This is a genomic window from Burkholderia sp. Bp8986 (assembly GCF_003854225.1).
Taxonomy (GTDB): domain Bacteria; phylum Pseudomonadota; class Gammaproteobacteria; order Burkholderiales; family Burkholderiaceae; genus Burkholderia.
Window position 1 is genome coordinate 25,651 of sequence record NZ_QTQM01000011.1, and the last position, 25,265, is coordinate 50,915.

The 25,265-nt window shown below is 68.1% G+C and carries 24 protein-coding genes; 10 read left to right on the forward strand and 14 right to left on the reverse strand.

Annotation, left to right across the window (positions count from 1 at the left end; translation table 11 throughout):
• Positions 1-9: 9 nt before the first annotated feature.
• Positions 10-237: a hypothetical protein gene (locus tag DID99_RS12845; protein WP_124666859.1), complete on the reverse strand. Its 228-nt coding sequence runs from the start codon at positions 235-237 to the stop codon at positions 10-12.
• Between the two features lie 342 nt (positions 238-579).
• Here DID99_RS12845 and hpnI point away from each other — a divergent pair, with 342 nt between their 5' ends.
• Entirely contained in the window at positions 580-1,749 is a 1,170-nt protein-coding gene (gene hpnI / locus DID99_RS12850; RefSeq protein ID WP_124666860.1) for a bacteriohopanetetrol glucosamine biosynthesis glycosyltransferase HpnI, read from the forward strand.
• Complete coding sequence (locus DID99_RS12855) at positions 1,746-2,834, forward strand: lysylphosphatidylglycerol synthase domain-containing protein (protein WP_124666861.1); 1,089 nt, start codon at positions 1,746-1,748, stop codon at positions 2,832-2,834. The genes hpnI and DID99_RS12855 overlap by 4 nt, the downstream gene beginning before the upstream one ends.
• 79 nt (positions 2,835-2,913) lie before the next feature.
• Here DID99_RS12855 and denD read toward each other — a convergent pair whose 3' ends face one another.
• The 8 genes from denD to DID99_RS12895 all read right to left on the reverse strand — a co-directional run bounded on the left by denD (position 2,914) and on the right by DID99_RS12895 (position 11,186).
• Complete coding sequence (gene denD, locus DID99_RS12860; RefSeq protein WP_124666862.1) at positions 2,914-3,885, reverse strand: D-erythronate dehydrogenase; 972 nt, start codon at positions 3,883-3,885, stop codon at positions 2,914-2,916.
• A 28-nt stretch (positions 3,886-3,913) separates the two neighbouring features.
• Positions 3,914-4,690, reverse strand: coding sequence for a 2-oxo-tetronate isomerase (gene otnI / locus DID99_RS12865; RefSeq protein WP_124521414.1), 777 nt, complete (start codon positions 4,688-4,690; stop codon positions 3,914-3,916).
• Positions 4,691-4,749: 59 nt separating this feature from the next.
• A complete protein-coding gene (locus DID99_RS12870) occupies positions 4,750-6,075 on the reverse strand; it encodes an MFS transporter (RefSeq protein WP_124666863.1) in 1,326 nt (441 codons plus the stop codon).
• A 140-nt stretch (positions 6,076-6,215) separates the two neighbouring features.
• Positions 6,216-6,854: an aldolase gene (locus DID99_RS12875; RefSeq protein ID WP_044844447.1), complete on the reverse strand. Its 639-nt coding sequence runs from the start codon at positions 6,852-6,854 to the stop codon at positions 6,216-6,218.
• Complete coding sequence (otnK, locus tag DID99_RS12880) at positions 6,854-8,140, reverse strand: 3-oxo-tetronate kinase (protein WP_124666864.1); 1,287 nt, start codon at positions 8,138-8,140, stop codon at positions 6,854-6,856. Before otnK ends, DID99_RS12875 begins: the two co-directional genes overlap by 1 nt.
• Positions 8,141-8,159: 19 nt before the next feature.
• A complete protein-coding gene (gene ltnD / locus DID99_RS12885; RefSeq protein WP_124521418.1) occupies positions 8,160-9,050 on the reverse strand; it encodes an L-threonate dehydrogenase in 891 nt (296 codons plus the stop codon).
• A gap of 76 nt (positions 9,051-9,126) precedes the next feature.
• Positions 9,127-9,831, reverse strand: a complete 705-nt coding sequence (locus tag DID99_RS12890; protein ID WP_044844417.1) for a FadR/GntR family transcriptional regulator — start codon at positions 9,829-9,831, stop codon at positions 9,127-9,129.
• A 281-nt stretch (positions 9,832-10,112) separates the two neighbouring features.
• On the reverse strand, positions 10,113-11,186 hold the full coding sequence (locus tag DID99_RS12895; protein WP_124521420.1) for a GlxA family transcriptional regulator: 1,074 nt from the start codon (positions 11,184-11,186) through the stop codon (positions 10,113-10,115).
• Positions 11,187-11,427: 241 nt separating this feature from the next.
• On the opposite strand from DID99_RS12895, the gene DID99_RS12900 reads away from it, so the two are divergent.
• The 8 genes from DID99_RS12900 (at position 11,428) to DID99_RS12935 (ending at position 20,390) form a co-directional block, all read left to right on the forward strand.
• The gene (locus DID99_RS12900) at positions 11,428-12,813 is read left to right on the forward strand and encodes an L-serine ammonia-lyase (RefSeq protein WP_044844415.1); all 1,386 of its coding nucleotides are present in this window, start codon (positions 11,428-11,430) and stop codon (positions 12,811-12,813) included.
• 15 nt (positions 12,814-12,828) lie between these two features.
• Entirely contained in the window at positions 12,829-14,073 is a 1,245-nt protein-coding gene (locus DID99_RS12905; RefSeq protein WP_034180813.1) for a sarcosine oxidase subunit beta family protein, read from the forward strand.
• A gap of 26 nt (positions 14,074-14,099) precedes the next feature.
• Positions 14,100-14,399: a sarcosine oxidase subunit delta gene (locus DID99_RS12910; RefSeq protein ID WP_124485108.1), complete on the forward strand. Its 300-nt coding sequence runs from the start codon at positions 14,100-14,102 to the stop codon at positions 14,397-14,399.
• On the forward strand, positions 14,396-17,407 hold the full coding sequence (locus tag DID99_RS12915) for a sarcosine oxidase subunit alpha family protein (protein WP_124666865.1): 3,012 nt from the start codon (positions 14,396-14,398) through the stop codon (positions 17,405-17,407). Before DID99_RS12910 ends, DID99_RS12915 begins: the two co-directional genes overlap by 4 nt.
• Positions 17,397-18,026: a sarcosine oxidase subunit gamma gene (locus tag DID99_RS12920; RefSeq protein WP_044844412.1), complete on the forward strand. Its 630-nt coding sequence runs from the start codon at positions 17,397-17,399 to the stop codon at positions 18,024-18,026. The genes DID99_RS12915 and DID99_RS12920 overlap by 11 nt, the downstream gene beginning before the upstream one ends.
• The gene (locus DID99_RS12925) at positions 18,023-18,463 is read left to right on the forward strand and encodes a dihydroneopterin aldolase (RefSeq protein WP_006749884.1); all 441 of its coding nucleotides are present in this window, start codon (positions 18,023-18,025) and stop codon (positions 18,461-18,463) included. The genes DID99_RS12920 and DID99_RS12925 overlap by 4 nt, the downstream gene beginning before the upstream one ends.
• 239 nt (positions 18,464-18,702) lie before the next feature.
• Positions 18,703-19,038 carry a helix-turn-helix domain-containing protein gene (locus DID99_RS12930; protein ID WP_124666866.1) on the forward strand — a complete coding sequence of 112 codons (336 nt, stop codon included), beginning with the start codon at positions 18,703-18,705 and terminating at the stop codon, positions 19,036-19,038.
• On the forward strand, positions 19,038-20,390 hold the full coding sequence (locus tag DID99_RS12935; RefSeq protein WP_124666933.1) for a HipA domain-containing protein: 1,353 nt from the start codon (positions 19,038-19,040) through the stop codon (positions 20,388-20,390). The genes DID99_RS12930 and DID99_RS12935 overlap by 1 nt, the downstream gene beginning before the upstream one ends.
• Before the next feature lie 14 nt (positions 20,391-20,404).
• On the opposite strand, the gene DID99_RS12940 is transcribed toward DID99_RS12935, so the two are convergent.
• From DID99_RS12940 to DID99_RS12960, 5 genes are all read right to left on the reverse strand, one after another.
• Complete coding sequence (locus DID99_RS12940; RefSeq protein ID WP_124666934.1) at positions 20,405-21,073, reverse strand: lytic transglycosylase domain-containing protein; 669 nt, start codon at positions 21,071-21,073, stop codon at positions 20,405-20,407.
• A gap of 239 nt (positions 21,074-21,312) precedes the next feature.
• On the reverse strand, positions 21,313-22,086 hold the full coding sequence (locus DID99_RS12945; protein ID WP_124666867.1) for an ABC transporter permease: 774 nt from the start codon (positions 22,084-22,086) through the stop codon (positions 21,313-21,315).
• Positions 22,083-23,021 carry an ABC transporter ATP-binding protein gene (locus DID99_RS12950; RefSeq protein WP_124666868.1) on the reverse strand — a complete coding sequence of 313 codons (939 nt, stop codon included), beginning with the start codon at positions 23,019-23,021 and terminating at the stop codon, positions 22,083-22,085. The genes DID99_RS12945 and DID99_RS12950 overlap by 4 nt, the downstream gene beginning before the upstream one ends.
• Positions 23,018-24,196: an ABC transporter permease gene (locus DID99_RS12955; RefSeq protein ID WP_124666869.1), complete on the reverse strand. Its 1,179-nt coding sequence runs from the start codon at positions 24,194-24,196 to the stop codon at positions 23,018-23,020. The genes DID99_RS12950 and DID99_RS12955 overlap by 4 nt, the downstream gene beginning before the upstream one ends.
• Positions 24,193-25,116, reverse strand: coding sequence for an ABC transporter substrate-binding protein (locus DID99_RS12960; protein WP_044844405.1), 924 nt, complete (start codon positions 25,114-25,116; stop codon positions 24,193-24,195). The genes DID99_RS12955 and DID99_RS12960 overlap by 4 nt, the downstream gene beginning before the upstream one ends.
• Positions 25,117-25,265: the final 149 nt, after the last annotated feature.

Sequence of the window (25,265 nt, forward strand, 5' to 3'; positions counted from 1 at the left end):
AACAAAACGTTAAGCGTGCGGCCGCGCATCGGATTCACCCCGTGACGCATGCGCGCTCTTGACCCGGGCGGCGTCGGCCGACGGCAACACGATCGCGACGCCGGGGCCGTATCCGCCGATGCCGGGCCCGAACCGCACGCGGCCGCCGAACCATCGCGCGATGCGCTGGATGATCGACAGCACGGACCCGCTGCCGGGCTGCTTGTGCGCCGGATCGTCGGTTGCAAGCGCCACCACGCACGGGTGTGTCGTGCCGGTTCCGCTGGGTTGCGCCGCGCGTACCCGAAGCGTCTTTCACGGCGATGACATTCCGCATCCGGACCGTCATCGCGACCGCGATCCTGTCGGCCCGTAAGGTGGCCCACGCGGCGTTCAGGGCCGCGGACGTTCGCGGCTGTGCGCGCGTGACCGGAATCGATCGCCGCACGGTAGTCGTGTCATCTGATTGCGCGTACCGTCGGTTGGTCATCCTTGATATCCGGCTCAACGGGAATCGACACGGCGGCGTGTCCGGGCGAGCGCGCGTTCGCGCGTGCCGGCCGGGGCGTCGCGGTCATTGGGCCACCACTGGGGAGAAGCATGATCCTGTTGCATCTGCTGCACGCGCTGGCCGGCGCGATGTCGATCGCCTGCGGACTGGGCGTGTTGCTCGGCATTGCCTACACGGTCACGGCCAGCGTGCTGGTCGGCCGGTTCTTTTCCCGCGCGCGGTCGGTGCCGTGCGATTATCCGGGCGTCACCGTCGCGAAGCCGCTGCACGGCGACGAATGGAATCTCGTACAGCATCTCGAAAGCTTCTTCGTGCAGGATTATCCGGGGCCGGTACAGCATCTGTTCGGCGTGCACGATGCGGGCGATGCGGCGCTCGCGGCCGTCGAAACGTTGCGCAGGCGCCATCCGGACGCGAACATCAAGGTCGTCGCCGACGCGCGACTGTACGGGCCGAACCGCAAGATCGCGAATCTCGTCAACATGCTCGAACACGCGGAACATTCAGTGCTGTGTCTTGCCGACAGCGACGTGCTGGTCGAGCGCGATTATCTGCGTGCCGTCGTCGGCGCGCTGCAGCAGCCGGAAGTCGGCATCGTGACGAGCGTGTATCGCGGCATCGCGTCGCCGGGCTTCTGGCCCGGTGTCGCCGTCGCGATGACGAACTACCATTTCCTGCCGGGCGTCATCACCGGGCTTTTCATCGGGCGCGCCCGTCCGTGCTTTGGCCAGACGATTGCGATCACGCGCGCGACGCTCGAACGCATCGGCGGGCTCGCGCGTTTCGCGCATCACCTGGCCGAGGATCACGCGCTCGGCGAAGCAGTGCGGCAGATCGGCGCGCAGGTCGTCGTCCCGCCGTTGGTCGTCGGGCACGCCTGTGTCGAAGAGACGTTCGCCACGCTGTACGCGCACGAATTGCGCTGGAGCTGCACGATCCGCGCGGCGGACCGGCTCGGTCACGCCGGGTCGGTGCTGATGCACCCGTTGCCGCTGGCGGTGCTGGCCGTGCTGTTTTCCGGCGGCACGCTCGCCGCCTGGGGGCTGGCGTTCGCGGCGCTCGTCGCGCGGGCGCTGCTGATGTTGAAGACGAGCCGCGCCACCGGCGCGGGTCTGCGCGGCGCGCTCTGGTTGCCGTTCGTCGATTTCCTGCAGTTCGTGGTGTTCGTGTCGAGTTTCTTCTCGTCGCACGTCGTCTGGCGCGGCACGCGCTTTCGCGTCGACCGCGAGGGCTTGCTGTCGCCCGCGGGGAAATCATGACGCATGACACGCATGCCGACCTCGAAGGCGCGGACCGGCGGTCCGCGCGTCGCGACGCGCGCCTGCGGCAAGCGGGGCGCGCGGCGGCGCTGGCCGGGCTGGTGCTCGCGGTGTGGCTGGTCTGGCGCGAGCATCCGCTGGAGATCCTGCACCGGCTGCGGATCGCCGGCGCCGGGTTGCTGGTCGCCGCGCTGGCCCACATCCTGCCGATGCTCGCGAATGCGTGGGACTGGCGGATGCTGATCCGCGGCCCGCGCCGGCCGTCGTTCGCGACGATGCTCAAGCTCGTGTGGATCCGCGAATCGATCAACGGATTGTTGCCGGTCGCGCGAATCGGCGGCGAGATCGTGTCGTTCGGCCTGCTGCGGCAGGCGGGCGTACGCCCGGCGACCGCCGTGGCGAGCCTCGTCGCCGACATGCAGCTGACGTTGATCAGCCAGCTCGTGTTCGCGCTGGTCGCGATCGGCTACGTGCTCGAACACGTATCGTCCGATGCCGCGCAGGTGGCCGCGCGCCTCGCCATCGGCATGGCGGCGCTGGTGCCGGTGCTGCTGCTGTTCGCACTGGTTCAGCACGCGCGGCCGTTCGAGCGCGCGATGCGCGTGGTCAACCGCGTCACGAGCGGCAAGGTGGTGGCGCTGGTCGGCGAATCGGCACGCACCGATCAGTCGATCCTTGTGATCTGGCGCAAGACGGGTATCGTCGTCCGCTATCTGGTGATCTGGCAGACGCTGCAGTTCGCCGGCTATGCGCTGGAAATCTGGCTCGCGCTGCGTTTTCTCGGCGCCGATCCGACGTTCGCGCAGGCGCTCGCGATCGAAGCGCTGATCCAGCTGCTGAGCAGCATCGCGTTCCTGATGCCGGGCGGGCTGGGCGTGCAGGAGGGCGGGTTCGTGCTGATCGGCGGGCTGCTCGGGTTCGACGCGCCGACCTGTCTGGCGCTCGCCGGCGCGCGACGGGTGCGCGATCTGCTGTTCTATCTGCCCGGATTGCTGGCGTGGCAGCATGCGGCCGGCGCGGCGCGCTCGCCATCCGGCGCGAAGCGCGCATCGATACACGTCGGGGAGTCCGCCGGGCCGCGCTGATGCGGCCGGGCGTTGCCGGCCTGCCGGGCAGGCGGCAGCGACGCCGGGGCGGTCGCTCGCCTGCCGGGCGGCGCGGCCGTCAACGCCGTTCGTCGGCGAGATGGCTGCGGATGACGTCCGCGAACGACGTGTCGCCTTTCAGCCCGAGCGCTTCCGCGCGCGTCGTGTCCCAGCGGCCCGGCCAGCTGCCGACGATCTTCTCGACGCGTTCGTCCGGCGCATGGCGGATCAGCTTCACGACCTCGTCGCCCGCGACTTCGCGCAGCGCCGCGATCATCTCGTCGACCGACACCGACAGGCCGGGCAGGTTGATCACGCGCTTGTTGCCGAGCTGCTCGCTGTCGAGCTCGCAACCGGCGACGAGCGCGTCGATCGCGCCGCGCGGCGACAGCAGCCACAGCCGCGTCGACCCCGGCACCGGGCACACGCTTTCCTCGCCGTTCAGCGGCTCGCGGATGATGCCGCTCGCGAACGACGACGCAGCCGCGTTCGGGCGGCCCGGCCGCACGCTGATGGTCGGCAGCCGCAGCACGCGGCCGTCGACGAAGCCGCGGCGCGCGTAGTCGCACAGCAGCAGCTCGGCGATCGCCTTTTCCGCGCCGTACGACGATTGCGGATTCAGCGCGGTATCGTCCCGCACGACGTCGGGCAGCACGCCGCCGTAGACGGCCACCGAGCTCGTGAACACGACGCGCGGACGATGGCCGCGCGCGCGGCACACTTCGAGCAGCGTGCGCGACGCGTCGAGGTTGATCCGCATGCCGAGATCGAAATCGGCTTCGGCCTGCCCGCTGACGATCGCCGCGAGGTGGAAGATCGCGCTCGTCTGCGTGTCGATCGCGCTTTCGAGCACCGCGCGATCGGCGATGTCGCCGACGATCGACGTCACGCGCGCGTCGCCGAAATCGCTGCCCTCGACGACGTCGAGCAGCACCAGCTCGTCGATCCTGCTGCTCCGGCCGTCGGGGCCGGTCAGCTCGCCGCGTTCGAGCAGCTTGCGCGCGAGACGCTGGCCGAGAAAGCCGGCGCCGCCGGTGATCAGTACTTTCATGTTCTTTGCCCTCTGAGGAATACGAAAATTACAGGTACGGCCTGAGCCAGCCGAGGCCCTCGGACGTGCCGGCCTTCGGGCGATACTCGCAGCCGATCCAGCCGTCGTAGCCGAGCGCGTCGATCAGCGCGAACAGGTACGGGTAATTGAGTTCGCCGATGTCCGGCTCGTGACGCTCGGGCACGCCGGCGATCTGGATGTGGCCGATGCCCGCGAAATCGCGCTTGAGCTTCATCGCGAGGTCGCCCTCGACGATCTGGCAGTGATAGCAGTCGAACTGCACCTTCAGGTTCGGCGCGCCGACTTCCGCGCGGATGTCGTGCGCATCGTCCTGGCGGCTCAGGAAATAGCCGGGCATGTCGCGCTGGTTGATCGGCTCGATCAGGATCGTGATGCCGTGCGCGGCAGCAGCCTGCGCCGCATGCCGCAGGTTCGCCACGTAGGTGTCGCGATGGCGCGCGCGGTCGGCGCCCGGCGCGACCATCCCGGCCATCACGTGCAGCTTCTTGTTGCCGAGCACGCGCGCATAATCGAGCGCCTGGTCGATGCCGCGCCGGAACTCGTCCTCGCGGCCCGGCAGCGATGCGATCCCGCGTTCGCCGGCGGCCCAGTCGCCGGGCGGCGCGTTGAACAGCGCCTGCTCGAGGTCGTGCGCGTCGAGGCGCGCGCGGATGTCCTCGGCGGCGAAGTCGTACGGGAACAGGTACTCGACGGCCTTGAAGCCGTCGTGCGAGGCAGCGGCGAAGCGTTCGAGGAACGCGTGCTCGGTGTACATCATCGAGAGGTTGGCGGCGAAGCGGGGCATGGCAGCGGTCCGGTGAATGAATGGGGCGGGGCGCCCGGCGCCCCGCGTCGAATGAGGGATCAGCGGTTCACGAGTTTCGCGGGCGTGAGCCACACGGCGATCGCGCCGATCACGAGCATGCCGGCCAGCACGTACATGCCGGACGACGTGCTGTGCGTGACGTCCTTCAGGTAGCCGATCACGTACGGGCTCGCGAACCCGGCGAGGTTGCCGACCGAGTTGATGATCGCGATCCCGGCGGCCGCGGCGGAGCCGGCGAGGAACGCGGTCGGCAGCGACCAGAACAGCGGTGCGCAGGTCAGTACGCCGCCCGCCGCGAGCGACAGGAACACGATCGACACCGCCGTATTGTGCGAGTACGACGCGGCGACCGCAAACCCGACCGCGCCCATCAGCGCCGGCACGATCAGGTGCCAGCGGCGTTCGCGACGCTTGTCCGCGCTGTGGCCGAACAGGTTCATCACGACGATCGCGACGACGAACGGGATCGCCGACAGCAGGCCGATCTGGAGCGTATCGGTGATGCCGGTCGATTTCACGAGGGTCGGCATCCAGAACGTGAGGCCGTACTGGCCGGTGACGAACGCGAAGTAGATCAGCGACATCCACCACATGCGCGGGTCGGCGAACACGGCCTTCAGCGAATGGCCGTGCTGCTGCTGTTCCTGCGGCTGCGCGGCGATTTCGTCCTCGAGCAGCTGCTTCTCGCGCGCGTCGAGCCACTTCGCGCTGCGGATGCCGTTGTCGAGATACAGGATCGTCGCGATACCGACGAGCAGCGCCGGCACGGCTTCGATCACGAACATCCATTGCCAGCCGTGAAAGCCCGAGCCGCCGTGGAAGCGCTCCATGATCCAGCCGGACAGCGGGTTGCCGAAGATGCCCGACACCGGAATCGCGGACATGAACACCGCGATGATCTTCGCGCGCCGATGCGACGGGAACCAGTACGTGAGGTAGAGGATCACGCCCGGATAGAAGCCGGCTTCCGCGAGACCGAGCAGGAAGCGCAGCACGTAGAACTGCGTCGGCGTCTTCACGAACGCGAACACCGCGGACAGCAGACCCCACGTGATCATGATCCGCGCGATCCAGATGCGTGCGCCGATGCGGTGCATCAGCAGGTTGCTCGGCAGCTCGAACAGGAAGTAGCCGAGGAAGAAGATGCCGGCGCCGAGGCCGAACACGGTTTCGCTGAACGCGAGGTCCTGCGACATCTGCAGCTTTGCGAAGCCGACGTTCACGCGGTCGAGATACGCGACCACGTAGCAGAGCATCAGGAACGGCACGATGCGCCAGAACACTTTCCTGTAGGTGCGGTCGAGCTCGCCCGATTGGGCGGGCGCGGCGGGCGAGCGGCTTGCGGCCGCGTCGAGAGCAGTCATCGTCGTCTCCAGATATGTCGTGTGCCGGCGGCGCGTAGGCCGCCGGATCGTGTGTGTGTGCTGACGGAAGGGCCCGCGCACACGGCGGGCATGGGAATCGCTACGGAGTCCTGCGTGATTCGTATACGCGACGCGTTGCGTTACCAGCGCGCGCCGAAGGCCTGGCGCAGTTCGTCGAGCGCGGCGTCGGACAGCGGCTCGGGCTTCGGGTCCGTCATCAGCCACAGCCGCGCGGTTTCCTCGAGTTCCTCGAGCGCATACGATGCGTGCGACACCGACGGACCCCACATCACCGGGCCGAGGCGGTCGAGCAGCACGCCGCGCACCTGGTCGGCGAGCGCCGCGACTTCGGCCGCGACGGCCGGGTCGCCGGGGCGGCGATAGCGGATCAGCGGAATGTGGCCGACCTTCATCACGTAGTACGGCGTGAGCGGCGGCAGCACGTCGGTGTCGCGCCACACGCCCGCGAGCGTCAGCGCGACGAGGTGCGTCGAATGCGTATGGACGATGCCGTGCGCTTGCGCGTTGCGCGCGTAGATCCCGCGATGCAGCGCAAGCGTCTTCGACGGCCTGCCGCCCGATACCGGCTGGCCGTCGAGGCCGACCTTCGCGATGTCGTTCGGGTCGAGGCGGCCGAGGCACGCGTCGGTCGGCGTGATCAACCAGCCGTCGTCCAGGCGCGCGCTGATGTTGCCGGCGCTGCCGACCGCGTGGCCGCGCGCATACAGGCTCGCGCCGACGACGCAGATCTCTTCGCGCAGTGTCGCTTCGTGACTCATCATGCGGCTCCGTCGAGTGCGCGCAGCGCCTTGTCGAAAAAGTCCACCGTGCCGAAGTTGCCGGACTTCAGCGCGAGGCCGAGCGGCTGCGCGTCGACGGTGGCCGTCGCCGGCACGCCCGGATCGATCTGCGCGCCGATCTGCAGCGATTTCACGTCGAGCGCCTGCACGACCGCGCCGGACGTCTCGCCGCCGGCCACGACGAACTTGCGCACGCCGAGGTCGCGCAGGCCGCGGGCGATCGCCGCGAGCGTGCTTTCGACGAGATGGCCGGCCGCTTCGACGCCGAGCGCGTGCTGGACGGCCTTCACTTCGTCGGGCGTGGCGGTCGCGTAGATCAGCACGGGCTGCGGCAGGTGCGAGCGTGCGAACGCGAGTGCCGCGTCGACGACGGGTTCGCCGCGCGAGGCCGCGAGCGGATCGATCCGGAAGCTCGGCCGGCTTTCGCGCCACGCGGCGACCTGTGCGTTGGTCGCCTTCGACGCGCTGCCGGCGAGCACCGCCGACGATCCGTCGATGTGCGGCAGCGAGGCTGCGTTGTCGCGCTCGGGCAGTTGGTCCACGCGGCGGAAATTCGCGGGCAGGCCGAGCGCGACGCCCGAGCCGCCGGTGACGAGCGGCAGGCCCGCGCACGCTTCGCCGAGCACGTAGAGGTCGTGATCCGACAGCGCGTCCGCGATCGCGAAGCGCGCGCCTTCCGCGCGCAGCTGCTCGATCCGCTCGCGCACGGCGGCCGCACCCAGTGCGATCGTGTCGTAGCGGATCAGGCCGACTTGCGACTTCGTCTGCCGCTGCAGCACGCGCACGAGGTTCGCGTCCTTCATCGGCGTGAGCGGGTGGTTCTCCATTCCCGATTCGTTCAGCAGCACGTCGCCGACGAACAGGTGGCCGCGATAGATCGTGCGGCCGTTCTCCGGGAACGCCGGGCACGCAATCGTGAAGTCGCCGCCGGCTGCATCGAGCAGCGCGTCGGCCACCGGCCCGATGTTGCCCGCGTCGGTCGAATCGAACGTCGAACAGTACTTGAAGAAGAACTGGCGGCACCCTTGCGCGCGCAACCATTCGTAGGCGGCAAGCGATTGCGCGACGGCGTCGGCGGCGGGAATCGTGCGCGACTTCAGCGCGACGACGATCGCGTCGGCATCGATTGCGGTGCCGCCGGCGGGCACGCCGATCGTCTGCACGGTACGCATGCCGCTCTTGACGAGCATGTTCGCGAGATCGGTCGCGCCGGTGAAATCGTCGGCGATGCAGCCGAGCAGGGGGCGGGAAGCGGAAGCGGTCATGGCGGGAACGTCGTTCGAATCAGCGGGCGGGCGGCAGCGTGATGCCGGGGAAAGTCTTGATCACGGCGGAATCGTCCTCGCCGCCGTGGCCGGCGCTCGATGCGCTCATGAACATCTGGTGCGCGGTGGCCGACAGCGGCAGCGGGAACTTGCTGCGGCGCGCGGTATCGAGCACGAGGCCGAGATCCTTCACGAAGATGTCGACGGCCGACAGCGGCGTGTAGTCGCCGTTCAAGATGTGCGGCACGCGGTTCTCGAACATCCACGAGTTGCCGGCGCTGTGCGTGATCACGTCGTACAGCGCGTCGGCATCGACGCCTTCGCGCAGGCCCAGCGCCATCGCCTCGGCGGCCGCCGCGATATGCACGCCGGCCAGCAGCTGGTTGATGATCTTCACCTTCGAGCCGATGCCGTGCGCGTCGCCGAGGCGATAGACCTTGCCGGCGATCGCGGCGAGCACGTCATCGCAGGCCGCATACGCGGCGGCGGGGCCCGACGTCATCATCGTCATCTCGCCGGAGGCCGCGCGTGCGGCGCCGCCGGATACCGGCGCATCGAGCATCTGCAGGCCTGCGGCCTCGATGCGCGCGCCGAGCGCAACCGCGAAGTCGGGCGCGACGGTCGCGCTCGCGATCACGACGCCGCCCGGCTTCATCGCCGCGACCGCGCCGTGCTCGCCGAACAGCACCGTTTCGGTCTGCGCGGCATTGACGACGAGCGTGACGACGACGTCGCACTGCGCGCCGAGTTCGGCCGGGTTCGCGCAGGCCACGCCGCCTTCGGCCGCGAATGCCTGCAGCACGGTGTCGCGCACGTCGCAGGCGTGCACGCGGAACCCCGCGCGCAGCAGCGAGCGGGCGACGCCGAGGCCCATCGCGCCGAGGCCGATGACTCCAACATTTCGTGACATGGTCAACCTTGATCGATTCGGAAAAGGTTCGGGACAACGACGGCGCCGGTTCGGCCCGGGCCGCCGCATTCGTTCATCAGCAGATGCCGGCTTCGGCGAGGCGGCGCGCGGCGTTGTACATGTGCGTGCGTGCCGCGTTGCGCGCCGCCATCGGGTCGCGTGCGCGGATCGCGTCCGCGATCGCCGCGTGTTCGTCGCGCACCTGCCGCGAGAAATCCTCGCGCGTCGCTTCGTTGCGCCGCGTGACCTTCACGCCGGCCTCGAGGTACTGGTTCAGGAACTGCAGCGTCTTCAGGAAATACGGGTTGCCGGTAACGGCCGCGATCGTGCGGTGAAACGCGACGTCTTCCGCGACGCCGTCGCGCCCTTCGGCCACCGCGTCGTCGATCTTGCGCAGCGCGTCGTCGATGTCGGCCATGTCGTCGGCGGTGTGATGCAGCGCGGCTTCGGCCGCGACTTCAGCCTCGATCGCGCGGCGCACCGCAAGCAGGTGCGGCAGCGAGCTCGCCTCGACGGCTTCCGCGTAGTCGATCCGCAGCGGCCGGATCGCGCCGTGCTGGTTCACGTACACGCCGCTGCCCTGGCGCGGCTCGACCACGCCTTCGTTCTTCAGGCGCGAGATGGCTTCGCGGATCACGGTGCGGCTCACGCCGAATTCCTGCGCGAGCACGGCTTCCGTCGGCAGCTTGCCGGTGGCCGAGAAACTGCCGGCTTCGATCTGCTTCAGCAGTTGCTGCGCGACGTGGTCGCTCATCGCACGGGCGGGAATTTTCTCGAACATGGCGCTCTGGTTTGTAAGGTGATGTGGTCATCATACAAATTTGAAGGTACGTCAGCATCCGGAATAACCCTCGATCAATGAGTCGCAACGTCGGTCAAATAGGTTGGAACCGGTTCCAAATGGCGGGGAAATGCGGCGATCGTGCCGGGTTCGATGTGCGGTTGGCGGGCGAAGGGAGGGCGGAGGTGAAGGGCGAACGGCGGGGCCGAGGCGAAGGGTGAAGAGCGAAGAACGAAGAACGAAGAACGAAGCCGCGCGCCGGCGGCGCGCGTGATCGTCAATCAGTCGGCGACGTCTTCCACGGGATCGGGATCGGTCGCCGCCGACATACCGCCTTCCGCGACTTCCCCGCCGCGCTCGCGATAGGTCGCCGGCGGCACGCCGAACTGCTTGCGGAACTCGCGGCCGAGGTGCGACGCGTCGGCGAACCCGCAGCTCGACGCGATATCGGCGACGGTGCGGTCGGAACTGGTCAGCAGCCAAGCGGCCGTGCGCAGCCGCACCTGCTTCGCGAACGCCTGCGGGCTCTTGCCCGTCTCGGCCTTGAACAGCCGCTCGAGCTGGCGGGTCGACATGTCCAGCTTGCACGCGAGTTCCTCGAGCGGCAGCGCGCGCCCGACATGCTGTTCCATCAGGAGAATCGCGCGCTTGACCTTCGGATGCGTGGCCGGCTCGAGGCCCGGCGGATGCGGCTGCGGCGCATTGCCTTTCTGCATCTCGCCGACCAGCAGGATGCGCAGCGCCTTCTGCACGGTCGCATGGTCGAAATGGCGCAGCAGGATCGCGGCGGCGACGTCGATCGACGCGCGGCCGCCCGAGCAGGTGATCCGGCGCCGGTCGATCACGAACAGGCGATCGGCGATCAGGAGGTCGGGATCGGCGTTCGGGAAGCGCTCGATGAAATCCCAGTAGTGGAACCAGCTCACGCAGGTGCGGTAGCCGTCGAGCACGTTCGCGCGCATCAGCGTGAACACGCCCGTGCAGATGCCGACGACCGTCGCGCCGTCCGCCGCCGCGCGGCGCACGAACTCGAGCGTTTCGGGGCCGGCTTGCGGCCCCGAATGCAGCAGCCCGCCGACCACGACCACGTAGTCGAACGGCTCGGCGCTCTCGAAGGTTTCCCACGGCGTGATCTGGATCCCGCAGCTCGCGCGCACCGGCGCCAGCGTTTCGCCGATCACGCTCCACGCGCAGCGCACCGGCTTGCTGTAGTCGCCGTCGTCGGCCGACAGCCGCAGCATGTCGACGAAACCCGAGAAGGCCGTGAGCGTGAAGTTCGGCAGCAGCACGATGCCGAAGCGGATGCGCCGCGGCGCAGGTTCGGCGAGGGGGAAAGCGGGTACGTCGGGTGTCATCGCGGTCAATCTCGTCACGCCGGGAAGGCGGGTCTCACTTGTTGCACTCTGCTTGCGGGCGCGCCGGCCGACTTGTGGTTTTGCGTCGCCGATCATCGTCAAAACGCACTTTCCGGCCGTCCTGCGCGGGGCTTGGCGGCGGTATCCCACGCCGATGCCGTTTTTGTTCTATCGGCCAATTTTACGCTTTGATGTACTGATGCCAACGACATTTCACGTACGCCCACCCAGAGGAAGCCAGATGAACGTCAGCGCGTTCGACCTGTTCAAGATCGGCATCGGCCCGTCCAGTTCGCATACGGTCGGCCCGATGATCGCCGCGTGCCGCTTCGCGTCGCACATCGAGGACGCGAACCTGCTCGGCTTCGTGCGCCGCGTGCGGGTCGAACTATACGGCTCGCTCGGTGCAACGGGCAAGGGCCACGGCACCGACAAGGCGGTGCTGCTCGGCCTCGAGGGCCACCTGCCGGACACGATCGATCCGGACCTGATCGAGCCGCGGCTCGCGGCGATCCGCGCGGAGAAGTCGCTGGCGCTGCTCGGCAAGCAGACGATCCGCTTCGACGAGAAGGAGAACATCGGCTTCTACCGCAAGCTGATGAGCGGCACGAGCATCGTGCATCCGAACGGGATGCGCTTCCAGGCGTTCGACGAGCACGGCCAGCTGCTCGTCGAGAAAGAGTATTACTCGGTCGGCGGCGGCTTCGTCGTGAACCGCGACGGCGATCGCGTGAACGGCGTGCGCGCGGCGGTCGAGGTGCCGTATCCGTTCCGCACCGGCGACGACCTGATGCGCCAGTGCCGCGAACACGGGCTGTCGATCGCCGAACTGATGCTGCGCAACGAATGCGCGCTGCGCCCCGAGGACGAAGTGCGCGCCGGGCTGCTCGCGATCTGGCGCACGATGGCCGCGTGCGTCGAGCGCGGCTGCAAGGTCGAGGGCGAACTGCCGGGCCCGATGCGCGTGAAGCGCCGCGCGGCCGAACTGAACGGGCGCCTGCGCGCGCGTTCGGAGGAGTCGCTGCGCGATCCGCTGTCGATGCTCGACTGGGTCAACCTGTACGCGATGGCCGTCAACGAGGAGAACGCGGCGGGCGGCCGGGTCGTCACCGCGCCGACCAACGGCGCGGCCGGCGTGATTCCCGCGGTGCTGCACTACTACGTGAAGTTCGTGCCGGGCTCGAACGAAGCCGGCATCGTCGAATTCCTGCTGACGGCCGCGGCGATCGGGATCATCTACAAGGAAACGGCGTCGATCTCCGGCGCGGAAGTCGGCTGCCAGGGCGAAGTGGGCGTCGCGTGCTCGATGGCCGCCGCCGCGCTGGCCGCGGTGATGGGCGGCACGCCTGACCAGGTCGAGAACGCGGCCGAGATCGGCATGGAGCACAACCTCGGCATGACCTGCGACCCGGTCGGCGGGCTCGTGCAGATTCCGTGCATCGAACGCAACGCGATGGGCGCGATCAAGGCGCTGAACGCGTCGCGCATGGCGCTCAAGGGTAACGGCCAGCACTACGTCTCGCTTGATTCGGTGATCAAGACGATGCGCGAGACGGGGGCCGACATGAAGACGAAATACAAGGAAACGTCGCGCGGCGGTCTTGCCGTGAACGTCATCGAATGCTAACGAAGGATCACTAACATGAGCCGCTACTCGATATTCAGCCTGTTCCGCAACGGCCTCTCGTATCACGAGAACTGGGAAAAGCAGTGGAAGAGCCCGGAACCGAAGAAGGAATACGACGTCGTGATCGTCGGCGGCGGCGGCCACGGCCTCGCGACCGCGTACTACCTCGCGAAGGAGCATGGCATCACGAACGTCGCGATCCTCGAGAAGGGCTGGATCGGCGGCGGCAACACCGCGCGCAACACGACGATCGTGCGCTCGAACTACCTGTGGGACGAATCGGCCGCGCTGTACGAGAAGGCGATGAAGCTGTGGGAAGGGCTGTCGCAGGACCTCAACTACAACGTGATGTTCAGCCAGCGCGGCGTGATGAACCTCGCGCACACGCTGCAGGACGTGCGTGACACCGAGCGTCGCGTGAACGCGAACCGCCTGAACGGCGTCGACGCCGAATTCCTGACGCCCGCGCAGATCAAGGAAATCGAGCCGACGATCAACCTGAACAGCCGCTACCCGGTGCTCGGCGCCTCGATCCAGCGCCGTGCGGGCGTCGCGCGTCACGACGCGGTGGCCTGGGGCTTCGCGCGCGGCGCCGACCGCGCCGGCGTCGACATCATCCAGAACTGCCAGGTGACGGGCATTCGCCGCGAAGGCGGCGCGGTGGTCGGCGTCGATACGGTGAAGGGCTTCATCAAGGCGAAGAAGGTCGCGGTGGTCGCAGCCGGCAACACGACGACGCTCGCCGACATGGCCGGCGTGCGCCTGCCGATCGAAAGCCACCCGCTGCAGGCGCTCGTGTCCGAGCCGATCAAGCCGGTGGTGAACTCGGTGATCATGTCGAACGCGGTGCACGCGTACATCAGCCAGTCCGACAAGGGAGACCTCGTGATCGGCGCCGGTATCGACCAGTACACGGGCTTCGGCCAGCGCGGCAGCTTCCACATCATCGAGAGCACGCTGCAGGCGATCATCGAGATGTTCCCGGTGTTCTCGCGCGTGCGGATGAACCGCCAGTGGGGCGGCATCGTCGACGTGTCGCCGGACGCCTGCCCGATCATCACCAAGACCGACGTGAAGGGCCTCTATTTCAACTGCGGCTGGGGTACCGGCGGCTTCAAGGCGACGCCGGGCTCGGGCTGGGTGTTCGCGCACACGATCGCCCGCGACGAACCGCATCCGCTGAACGCCCCGTTCGCGCTCGACCGCTTCTACACGGGCCACCTGATCGACGAACACGGCGCTGCCGCCGTTGCGCACTAAACCCGACGACCATTGGAGAAAGAAACATGTTGCTGATCGAATGTCCGTGGTGCGGGCCGCGCGCCGAATCCGAGTTCACGTGCGGCGGTGAAGCCGACATCGTGCGCCCGGTGGCGAACGAGACCATGACCGACCGCGAATGGGGCGAATACGTGTTCATGCGCGAGAACAAGCGCGGCCTGCACAAGGAGCAATGGCTGCACACGCAGGGCTGCCGCCGCTGGTTCAAGGTGACGCGCGACACGGTGACCTACGATATCAAGGGCTACGAAAAGTTCGGTGGCGCAGCTGCCGGCAACGCACACGAAGAGGGCACGAGCAAATGAGCCAGAAAGACCGCCTCGGCACCGGTGGCCGCATCAATCGCGCGATTCCGTTGACGTTCACGTTCAACGGCCGCACGTACCAGGGCTTCCAGGGCGACACGCTCGCGTCCGCGCTGCTCGCGAACGGCGTGCACTTCGTCGCGCGCAGCTTCAAGTACCACCGTCCGCGCGGGATCGTGACGGCCGACGTCGCGGAACCGAATGCCGTCGTGCAGCTCGAAACCGGCCCGTACACGGTGCCGAACGCGCGCGCGACCGAGATCGAGCTGTACCAGGGCCTCGTCGCGACGAGCGTGAACGCCGAGCCGTCGCTCGAGAACGACAAGTACGCGATCAACCAGAAGTTCTCGCGCTTCATGCCGGCCGGCTTCTACTACAAGACCTTCATGTGGCCGCGCAACATGTGGCCGAAGTACGAAGAGAAGATCCGCGAGGCCGCCGGCCTCGGCAAGGCGCCCGAAGTGCTCGACGCCGATCGCTACGACAAATGCTACGCGCACTGCGACGTGCTCGTGGTCGGCGGTGGCCCGTCGGGCCTCGCCGCCGCGCATGCGGCAGCGATCGCCGGCGCACGCGTGATCCTCGTCGACGACCAGCGCGAACTCGGCGGCAGCCTGCTGTCGTGCCGCGCGGAAATCGACGCGAAGCCCGCGCTGCAATGGGTCGAGAAGATCGAGGCCGAGCTGCGCAAGCTGCCCGACGTGACGATCCTGTCGCGCAGCACGGCGTTCGGCTACCAGGACCACAACCTCGTGACGGTCACGCAGCGCCTGACCGATCACCAGCCGGTGTCGATGCGCAAGGGCACGCGCGAGCTGCTGTGGAAGGTCCGCGCGAAGCGCGTGATCCTCGCGACCGGCGCGCACGAGCGTCCGATCGTGTTCGGCAACAACGACCTGCCGGGCGTGATGCTCGCCGGCGCGGTGTCCACCTACGTGCATCGCTACGGCGTGCTGCCGGGCCGCAACGTGGTCGTGTTCACGAACAACGACCGTGCGTACCAGACCGCGCTCGACCTGAAGGCATGCGGCGCGAAGGTGACCGTCGTCGATTCGCGTGCGTCGTCGAACGGCGCGCTGCCCGCGGCCGCGAAGCGGCAGGGCGTGACGGTGATGAGCGGTGCGGTCGTGACGGCCGCTTCGGGCAAGTGGCGCGTATCGTCGGTCGACGTCGCGTCCTACTCGAACGGCCAGACCGGCGGCAAGCTGCAGTCGCTGCCGTGCGACCTCGTCGCGATGTCGGGCGGCTTCAGCCCGGTGCTGCACCTGTTCGCGCAGTCGGGCGGCAAGGCGTGCTGGAGCGACGAGAAGGCGTGCTTCCTGCCGGGCAAGCCCGTGCAGGCCGAAGCGAGCGTCGGTGCGGCCGCGGGCGAGTTCGGTCTCGCCCGTGCGCTGCGGCTCGCGGTCGACGCGGGCGCCGAAGCGGCGAAGGCCGCGGGCTTCACGGCCGCGCAGCGCCCCGTCGCGCCGCAGGTCGCGGAAACCGTCGAAGGTGCGCTGCAGCCGTTGTGGCTCGTCGGCAGCCGCGAGGCCGCCGCACGCGGGCCGAAGCAGTTCGTCGACTTCCAGAACGACGTGGCGGCCGCCGACATCCTGCTGGCCGCGCGTGAAGGCTTCGAGTCGGTCGAGCACGTGAAGCGCTACACCGCGATGGGCTTCGGCACCGACCAGGGCAAGCTCGGCAACATCAACGGGATGGCGATCCTCGCGCAGGCGCTCGGCAAGACGATTCCGGAAACGGGCACGACGACGTTCCGCCCGAACTACACGCCCGTGTCGTTCGGTACGTTCGCGGGCCGCGAGACGGGCGACTTCCTCGACCCGATCCGCAAGACGGCCGTGCACGAATGGCACGTCGAGCACGGCGCGATGTTCGAGGACGTCGGCAACTGGAAGCGGCCGTGGTACTTCCCGAAGAAGGGCGAGGACCTGCATGCGGCCGTGAAGCGCGAATGCCTCGCGGTGCGCAACGGCGTCGGCATCCTCGACGCGTCGACGCTCGGCAAGATCGACATCCAGGGTCCGGACGCGGTGAAGCTGCTGAACTGGATGTACACGAACCCGTGGAACAAGCTCGAGATCGGCAAGTGCCGCTACGGGCTGATGCTCGACGAAAACGGGATGGTGTTCGACGACGGCGTGACGGTGCGCCTCGCCGACCAGCATTTCATGATGACGACGACCACCGGCGGCGCGGCGCGCGTGCTCACGTGGCTCGAGCGCTGGCTGCAGACCGAATGGCCCGACATGAAGGTGCGGCTCGCGTCCGTCACCGATCACTGGGCGACGTTCGCGGTGGTCGGCCCGAAGAGCCGCAAGGTCGTGCAGAAGGTCTGCCAGGACATCGACTTCGGCAACGACGCGTTCCCGTTCATGAGCTACCGGAACGGCACCGTCGCGGGCGCGAAGGCGCGCGTGATGCGGATCAGCTTCTCGGGCGAGCTCGCCTATGAAGTGAACGTGCCGGCCAACGCGGGCCGCGCGGTGTGGGAAGCGCTGATGGCAGCCGGTGCCGAGTTCGACATCACGCCGTACGGCACGGAAACGATGCACGTGCTGCGCGCGGAGAAGGGCTACATCATCGTCGGCCAGGACACCGACGGCTCGATCACGCCGTACGACCTCGGGATGGGCGGGCTCGTCGCGAAGTCGAAGGACTTCCTCGGCAAGCGTTCGCTGTCGCGCTCCGATACGGCGAAGGAAGGCCGCAAGCAGTTCGTCGGCCTGCTGACCGAGGACGAACAGTTCGTGCTGCCGGAAGGCGCGCAGATCATCGCGAAGGACACGCAGGTGTCGGCGGTCGATCCGACGCCGATGATCGGCCACGTGACGTCGAGTTATTACAGCCCGATCCTGAAGCGCTCGATTGCGCTGGCGGTGGTGAAGGGCGGCCTGAACAAGATGGGCGAGAGCGTCGTGATTCCGCTGGCCAACGGCAAGCGCATCACCGCGAAGATCTCGAGCCCGGTTTTCTACGATACCGAAGGGGTGCGCCAGCATGTGGAATGAAACGAGAAACCAGACGCCGGTGGCGGGCGCGGGCGTGACGCTTGAATCGCCGTTCGTCGGCGCGGCCGATGTGCTGAAGCTGCACCAGGCACGCGCATCGAAGAAGTTCACGCTGCGCGAGCGGCCGTTCCTCGATCTCGTGAACGTGCGCGGCGAGTTGAGCGACCCGGCATTCGTCAGCGCGTTCGAGCGCGTGGTCGGCTGCCGGCCGCCGGCGGTGCCGAACACGGTGGCGCGCGGCGCCGAGTACGACGTGCTGTGGCTCGGTCCCGACGAGTGGCTCGTGCGCTCGAACGGGCCCGTGCAGGCGGGCGTGCTCGAGGCGCAACTCGCGGAGGCCGTGCAGGGTTCGTATGCGGCGGCCGTCGACGTCGGCAGCGGCTACACGGTCGTCGAGGTCAGCGGCGAACGCGTGCGCGACGTGATCGCGCGCGGCTGCCCGCTCGACCTGCATCCGCGCGTGCTCAAGCCGGGCCAGTGCGCGCAGTCGCACTACTTCAAGTCGCCGATCACGCTGATCCCGACCGGCGACGATACGTTCGAGATCGTGCTGCGCCGCAGCTTCGCCGACTATTTCGTGCGCATCATGCTCGACGCCGCGGCGCCGCTCGCATCATGAAGCCGTTCGACGAACCGTTCGTGGCGATCGACGCGCCGCGCCTGCGCGGGCGTGGCTGGAGCGTGTTCGTCGACGAACTGAAGGTGCCCGCGCGGATCGGCATCCACGCGCACGAGCACGAGGCGCCGCAGCCGATCGTGATCGATGCGCGGCTCGGGTATCGCTGCGAGCCGAGCGAGCAGGGCGAGTGGATCGACTACGACGGCTACTGCGCGCGCGTCGCGTCGTTCCTGTCGCACAAGCCGCATACGCGGCTGCTGGAGACGCTCGTCGCCGATCTCGCGGTGCTGTCGTTCCGCGAATGGCCCGCGCTGGAGTCGCTGACGCTGTCGATGTACAAGCCGAAGATCCGGCCGGGGACGAAGCGCGTGGGCGTGTCGCTCGACTGGACGCGCGGGGATTACCTGCGGTGGACGGGGGCGGCGGGGCAGCTTTGAGCGGGTCGGCTGGTCGGCGGGTTCCGGTCAGTGCGAGACGGCGGCGCGGAGGCGTCGCTGTTTCCATTTATAATTCCTGAAATATGCGAATAATCGACGGTCACGTGCCGCTCTCGATTTTATTCCTGAAATACCGGAACAATTGGCCGTTCGGCCGTTGAACCACTATAATTCCGATATTTCCGTAACTATGCCGTCAGCTGACCGTAACGGCGCTTTGTTCCTGAAATTTCGGAATTATGGCTCGAACCTTACCGCAACCCATCGCAGCACCCGACCCGTTCGCACCGGACCTTGCCGCCCTGGGCGCGCTCGTGCGCAACCGGCGCGCGCAGAACCAGATGCGGATCGACGATGCGGCCGACATGCTCGGCGTCTCCAAGGACGTGCTGTCGCGGCTCGAAAACGGCCGCGCGGTGAGTCTCGACAAGCTGTTCAAGGTACTGGACGGCTTCGGCCTCAATTTGCTCGTCGTGCCGAAACGCGACGTCCCGGCGGCGCGCAACGCATTGCGTGACACCTCGACGGTGCGCGCCGCTCCGCCAGGCTCGTCCGGTTTGCCCGAGGGCCCGTGATGATCCATCGTCTGCGCATTTCGGCCGATGGCTCGCCGGTCGGGCAGTTGACTTACGATGCCCGCCGCGACGACTACGGCTTTTCCTACGATCCGGCGTGGCTGGCACGCGGCGATGCGTTTGCGCTGTCGCCGTGCATTCCGCTCGACGGGGGGATCCCGCCGTCGGGTGCGATCCAGCGCTTCGTGGGCAACCTGCTGCCCGAGGGCCGCGCACTCGACGTGGCCGCCTCGATGTATCAGATGTCGAAGGACAACGTTTTCGGCCTGATCCGAATGCTCGGCAAGGAGCCCGTCGGTGCGTTGAGCTTCGTTCCGGACGACGGTTCGCCCGCACGAGCGCCTGAGACCCTCGAACCCGTGCGCCGACCGATCTCCGCGGAGGAACTGACCGATCGGATCCGCAAGCGCGATGCGATTCCGTTTCCCGTCTGGGACGATCAGGTACGTCTGTCGATCGCCGGCCATCAGGACAAGCTGCAGGTGCTCGTCGAGGGCGAACGGTATGCGCTTGTCGACGGGTCGCTCAGCAGTTCGCATATTCTGAAGCCCGAGTCGCGCAGCCCGCAGGCGCCGTTCATGGTGGCCAACGAGCATTTCTGCATGACGCTGGCGGCCCGCATGGGCTTGCCGGTCGCGCGTGTCGAGATTCGGCGCATCCCCGAACCGATTCTGCTGATCGAACGATTCGACCGGGTCGTGACGACCGATCCGGAGGATCCGCAGCGCGTGAGCGCGGTGCGGCGACTTCATGTCATCGATGGATGCCAGGCCCTCGACTTGCCGGCGACACTCAAATACGAACGCAATCTCGGCAACAACGCGGACGTACGCAATATCCGCGAAGGCGTGAGCTTCGAAAAGCTGTTTTCGCTGACACCGTTTCTCGAGACGCCCGCCGCCGCGCGTTCGGCCATGTTGCGCTGGGCGTTGTTGCAACTGTTGATCGGCAACAGCGACGCGCACGGCAAGAACATTTCGTTTTTCGTCAGCAGCGGCGGGCTCGATCCGGCGCCGCTTTACGACCTGGTGTGCGTGAACGTCTACGGCGACGCCTATGTGCAGGACATGGCGATGGCGTACGGCGATGTGTTTCGCGGCGAGGAGCTCACGGCTTTCGCGCTCGCAGACTTCGCGCATCGTGTGCGGATCCGGCCGGCGCTCGTTGCGCGTGAAATGACGCGGATGGCGACGCTGGCCGGGAAACTGGCTCCCGAACTGGCGGAATCCGGCGTGTACGCAGGCGACGAGCGTGCATGGGTACAGCGTATTTCGGAGTACGTGCGAGCTCAGGCCGAGCGCGTGCTGCGGATTGCGCCCATGGTGCCCAAGGTCAACGTCGAACTGCTCTGACGCGCGCGGTGCGCTTACTTTGCGTTGCGGCTCGCGGCGGGCGCCGCGGTCGACGGATCGCTGACCGGCACCATGCGCGGGCTCGTGTCGTTCGAGCCTTTCGCGCCGTCTTCCGGTTCGAGCACGAAGCGGAACGTGTCGACCCGCTGCATCACCTTCGCCGCATACGCGTTGGAGCCGCCATAACTCCTCAGCCCGGCTTGCACGTTGCCACCGGCCGCCCGCACATAGCCCGACAGAATCTTGGAGCCCGCTTCGACGTTCGCATTCGGCTCGGTGAGGTCCTTCACGTCGCGCAGCATGCCGCGGTGTGCTGCCGGCACGACCTGCATCAGCCCGGTCGCGCCATGCTGGCCGCGCGCTTTTTCCTGAAAGCGCGATTCGATCGAGATAATCGCGTAAACGAGTGCCGGAGGCAGCGAATATTTCGTCGCAGTGACGCTCACGATGTCGGCGAGCTTCGCGGCGCGCTCTTTCGCGACGCCGAATTTCTTCGTCAGGTAGGAGGTGATGCGGCGGTTTGCTTCGTTCGGCTGATCGTTCGCGAGCGGGGCGGAGGCCTCGGCCGGCGCGGATGCGGCCGCTTCGGGCGCGGAGGCAGGCAGCGTTGGCACCTGCTGCGCCGAGGCCTGTTGCGCAATGCCGAGCGAAAGCACGATCAGCCAGAGAAACCGTCGTCGCATGGTGGAGTGCGGGGAAATGAGAGGCGCATAGTATATCGGCCAATCGTCGTGCGCGTTCGAGCGCAGGCTCGAATGAAAGCACGATGTAGGCTTGTATCGATGCGCGCGGTGCGCAGACGGGATTGTTGCACGAACACGCATCGGAGTCCGGATGAAGCGCATCCGGTTTTTTGGCGCCCCCTTTTTCGCCCGCGACGCAGCGACTGCGGGTGCGTAATCCGTCTGCCGCCTGCCGCGTGCTACGCCCGCCGCGCGCCCGCCACCCGCGCGATCGCCCCGATCGCATCGCTGACCAGCACCGCGAGCAGCCCGACGATCACGCCGCCCTGCAGCACGAACGCGGTGTTCGACGTCTGCAGGCCCGCGATGATCACGTCGCCGAGCCCGCGCGCGGCAACCGTCGAGCCGATCGTCGCGGTGCCGAGATTGATCACGACCGCGAGCCGGATGCCGTTGACGATCACCGGAAACGCGAGCGGCAGCTCGACCGACACCAGCTGCTGCCAGCCGCTCATCCCCATTCCGCGCGCGGCGTCGACGACGTCGCGCGGCACGTCCTCGAGCCCCGCGATCGTGCTCTCGAAAACCGGCAGGAGCCCGTACAGCACGAGCGCGATCAGCACGGGTTTCAACCCGAAGCCGACGGCCGGTACCGCGAGCGCGAGCACCGCGACGGGCGGAAAGGTCTGGCCGATGTCGACGACGCTGCGCGCGACCGGCAGGAAATCTGCGCCGGCCGGCCGCGTGACCGCGATCCCGGCCGCGACCGCGATCAGCGTGCCGAGCAGGCTCGACAGCGCGACGGTGCCGAGATGCGCGAGCGTGAGATCGAGCAGGCTCGCGCGATCGTAGATGACCGGCGCGCCGTTGTCCGCGAACGGCGCGAACACGCCCTGCAGCCACGCGGGGCGCAACAGCAGCACGAGCAGCAGCGCGAGCGCGGCCGCGCGTGCGACATGCGCGGGCAGCCGCCGCGGCCGGGGCGAAAGCGAACGCGCGGGCCGCGTCGTCATGCGGGCTTCCTCGCGTGCGCGCGGATCGCGTCGAGCGTGATGCGGCGCATGGCGTGCCCGTTGCCGCCTTCGACCGGCAATGCGTCCGCTCCGCGCCACAGCAGCTCGGACACCGCGTCGCGCAGCGTGCGTGTCGCGGCGATCGGTTCGCCGTCGGCGTGACCGGGCTCGGCCACCGCGTCGATCGGCGTCAGCGCGAGCAGGCGCAGCGGCCGGTCGACGCCGGCGACGAGCTGTTCGACGACGCCCGCTGCCGGCTTGCCGAGAATCTCGGCCGGCGACGCGACCTGCAGCAGCCGTCCGCCGTCCATCACCGCGATCGTGTCGCCGAGCTTCAGCGCTTCCTCGATATCGTGCGTGACGATCACGACCGTGATGCCGAGGCGGCGCTGCAGTGCGTACAGATCGTCCTGCGCCTTGTTGCGGATGATCGGATCGAGGGCGCCGAACGGCTCGTCCATCAGCAGCATCGCGGGCTCGGCCGCGAGCGCGCGCGCGACGCCGACGCGCTGCTGCTGGCCGCCCGACAGTTCGTGCGGCAGCTTGTCCGCGAATTCGGACGGCGCGAGATGAAACAGGTCGAGCAGTTCGCGCACGCGCGCGTCGATGCGCTCGGCCGGCCAGCCGAGCAGCCGCGGCACGGTCGCGATATTGCGCGCGACGCTCCAGTGCGGGAACAGGCCGTGTCCCTGGATCACGTAGCCGATGCGACGCCGCAGCTGCTCGGGCGGCACGCTCGCGGTGTCGACGCCGTCGATGCGGATCGTGCCGCCGGTCGGCGCGATCAGCCGGTTGATCATCCGCAGCAGCGTCGACTTGCCGCTGCCCGATGCGCCGACGAGCGCGGTGATCGTGCCTTGCTTCATCGTCATCGATACGTCGTCGACGGCGACGACGTCGCCGAAGCGTTTGCCGATGCGTTCGATCTCGATCATGCGGTACGTCCCTTCGCGAGCGTGGTCGCGGCTTCGAACACGACGGCGGCCGCCAGCGCGAGCGCGATCGTCGGGATCGCGCCGAGCAGCACGAGATCGGCGGCCGATTGCCCGATTCCCTGGAAGATGAAGATGCCGAACCCGCCGCCGCCGATCAGCGCGGCGACCGCGGTCAGGCCGATGTTCTGCACCAGCACGATGCGCACGCCGCTCAGGATCACCGGCAACGCGAGCACGAGATCGACGCGCAGCAGCCGCTGCGCGCGCGTCATGCCCATCGCGCGTGCTGCTTCGGTCACGTGCGGCGGCACCTGCTCGAGCCCGACCACGACGCTCGACGCGATCGGCAGCAGCGAGTAGAGAAACAGCGCGAGCACGGCCGGCGCGACGCCGATCCCGCGGATGCCGAGCGCGGCCGCGAGCGGCACGTGCGCGGCGAGCAGACCGAGCGGCGCCATCATCAGCCCGTACATCGCGATGCTCGGGATCGTCTGCACGATATTGAGCACCGGCATCACGACGGTGCGCACCGGGGCGACCCGCGCGCACGCGATGCCGAGCGGCAGGCCCGCGACGAGCGCGGCCGCGACCGAGCCGCCCGCGAGCGCGACGTGCCGGATCGCCTCGCGCCAGAAGTCGTCGCTGCGCACCGCGTATTCGCGCATCACGGACAGGCCGTCCCACCAGCCGCTCGCGAGCGGCAGCGATATCGCTGCCATGGCGACGGCGAGCGCGACGAGGCGTCGCCACGGGCCGAAGGCGAGCCGCGCGAGCGCGTCGGCGACGAGCACGGCCCACGCGAACAGCAGCAGCCACACGCCCGCCGCGGGCGACACGCGTGCGAGCGCGTCGTCGGCGGCGACGGCGTGCGTCGCGGCCGCACCGACCGCGTAGGCCAGCGTCGCGAGCCACGTGCAGCCGGCCGCGAGCCGCCATCCGGGACGGCTCGCCGTCATCGCCCACAACGCGCCGACGAGCCACAGCGCGGCGAGCGCGGCACCCTGCACGGCGGGCAGCGCGGCGAATACCGACAGCCCCGTGCCGGCCGCGATGCGGTTCGGCCGCAGCACCATGAACGGCATGCCGAACACCGCCACGATCGTCAGGACACCGATCAGGATACCGACCTTGTCGAGCGTGATGCGCCGCGCGGACGCCACCGCGCGACCCGTCACTTAACGAAGCCTTTCGACTTCAGGTAGCTTTTGGCCACGCCGGCCGCCGGTTCGCCGTTGATCTGGATGCGCGCGTTCAGCGTCTGCAGCGTCTTCAGGTCGAGGCTCGCGAACACGGGTTTCAGGAAGTCGGCGATTTGTGGATGCGCGTTCAGCACGGCTTCGCGAATCACCGGCGTCGGCGCATAGACGGGCTGCACGTGCTTGTCGTCGTCGAGCACGACGAGGCCGCTCGACGAGATGCCGCCATCGGTGCCGTACACCATCGCCGCGTTTACGCCGTCGGTCTGGTTCGCGGCGGCCTTGATCGTCGCGGCCGTGTCGCCGCCCGACAGCACGACGAGCTGATCGGGTTTCAGCTTGAAGCCGTATGCCTTTTCGAACGACGGCAGCGCGGATGCGCTGTTCACGAACTCGGCCGATGCCGCGAGCTTCAGCTTGCCGCCGCCCGCGATCCACTTGCCGAAGTCGGAGAAGGTCTTCAGGTGCTGCGCTTGCGCGACCGGCGCGAGCACGGCGACGCCCCACGTGTTGTTCGCGGGCGCCGGCGTCAGCCAGACGAGATGGTTTGCCGCGTAGTCGAGCTTCTTCGCGGTGTCGTAGCCCTGGCTCGCGTTCTTCCACAGGGGATCGTCGGCCTTGTTGAAGAAGAACGCCGCGTTGCCCGTGTATTCGGGGTAGATGTCGATCTCGCCGCTCGTGAGCGCCTTGCGCACGATCGGGGTCGTGCCGAGCGCGATCTTTTCGGTGACGGGGATGCCGTGGGCCTTCAGCACCTGTGCGATGACGTTGCCGAGCAGGTTGCCTTCGGTGTCGATTTTCGATGACACCACGACGGGCGTGTCGGCGTGCGCGCCGGGTGCGACGACTGCGGCGGCGAACGCGAGGCCCAGGATGCGGGCGGGCAGGGCGAGCTTCATCGGGGCCTTTCTCCAGAACGGGGACGTACGCCGAAAGTTACTTGACTGAGTCGGCTTTGGCAAACCGCGTGCGGCGGCACGTCCACAGCACGCGTGGGGGTAACCCGCATGCGTCGCACGCCGTTGTTACACTGGAGCGCATTCCCGCC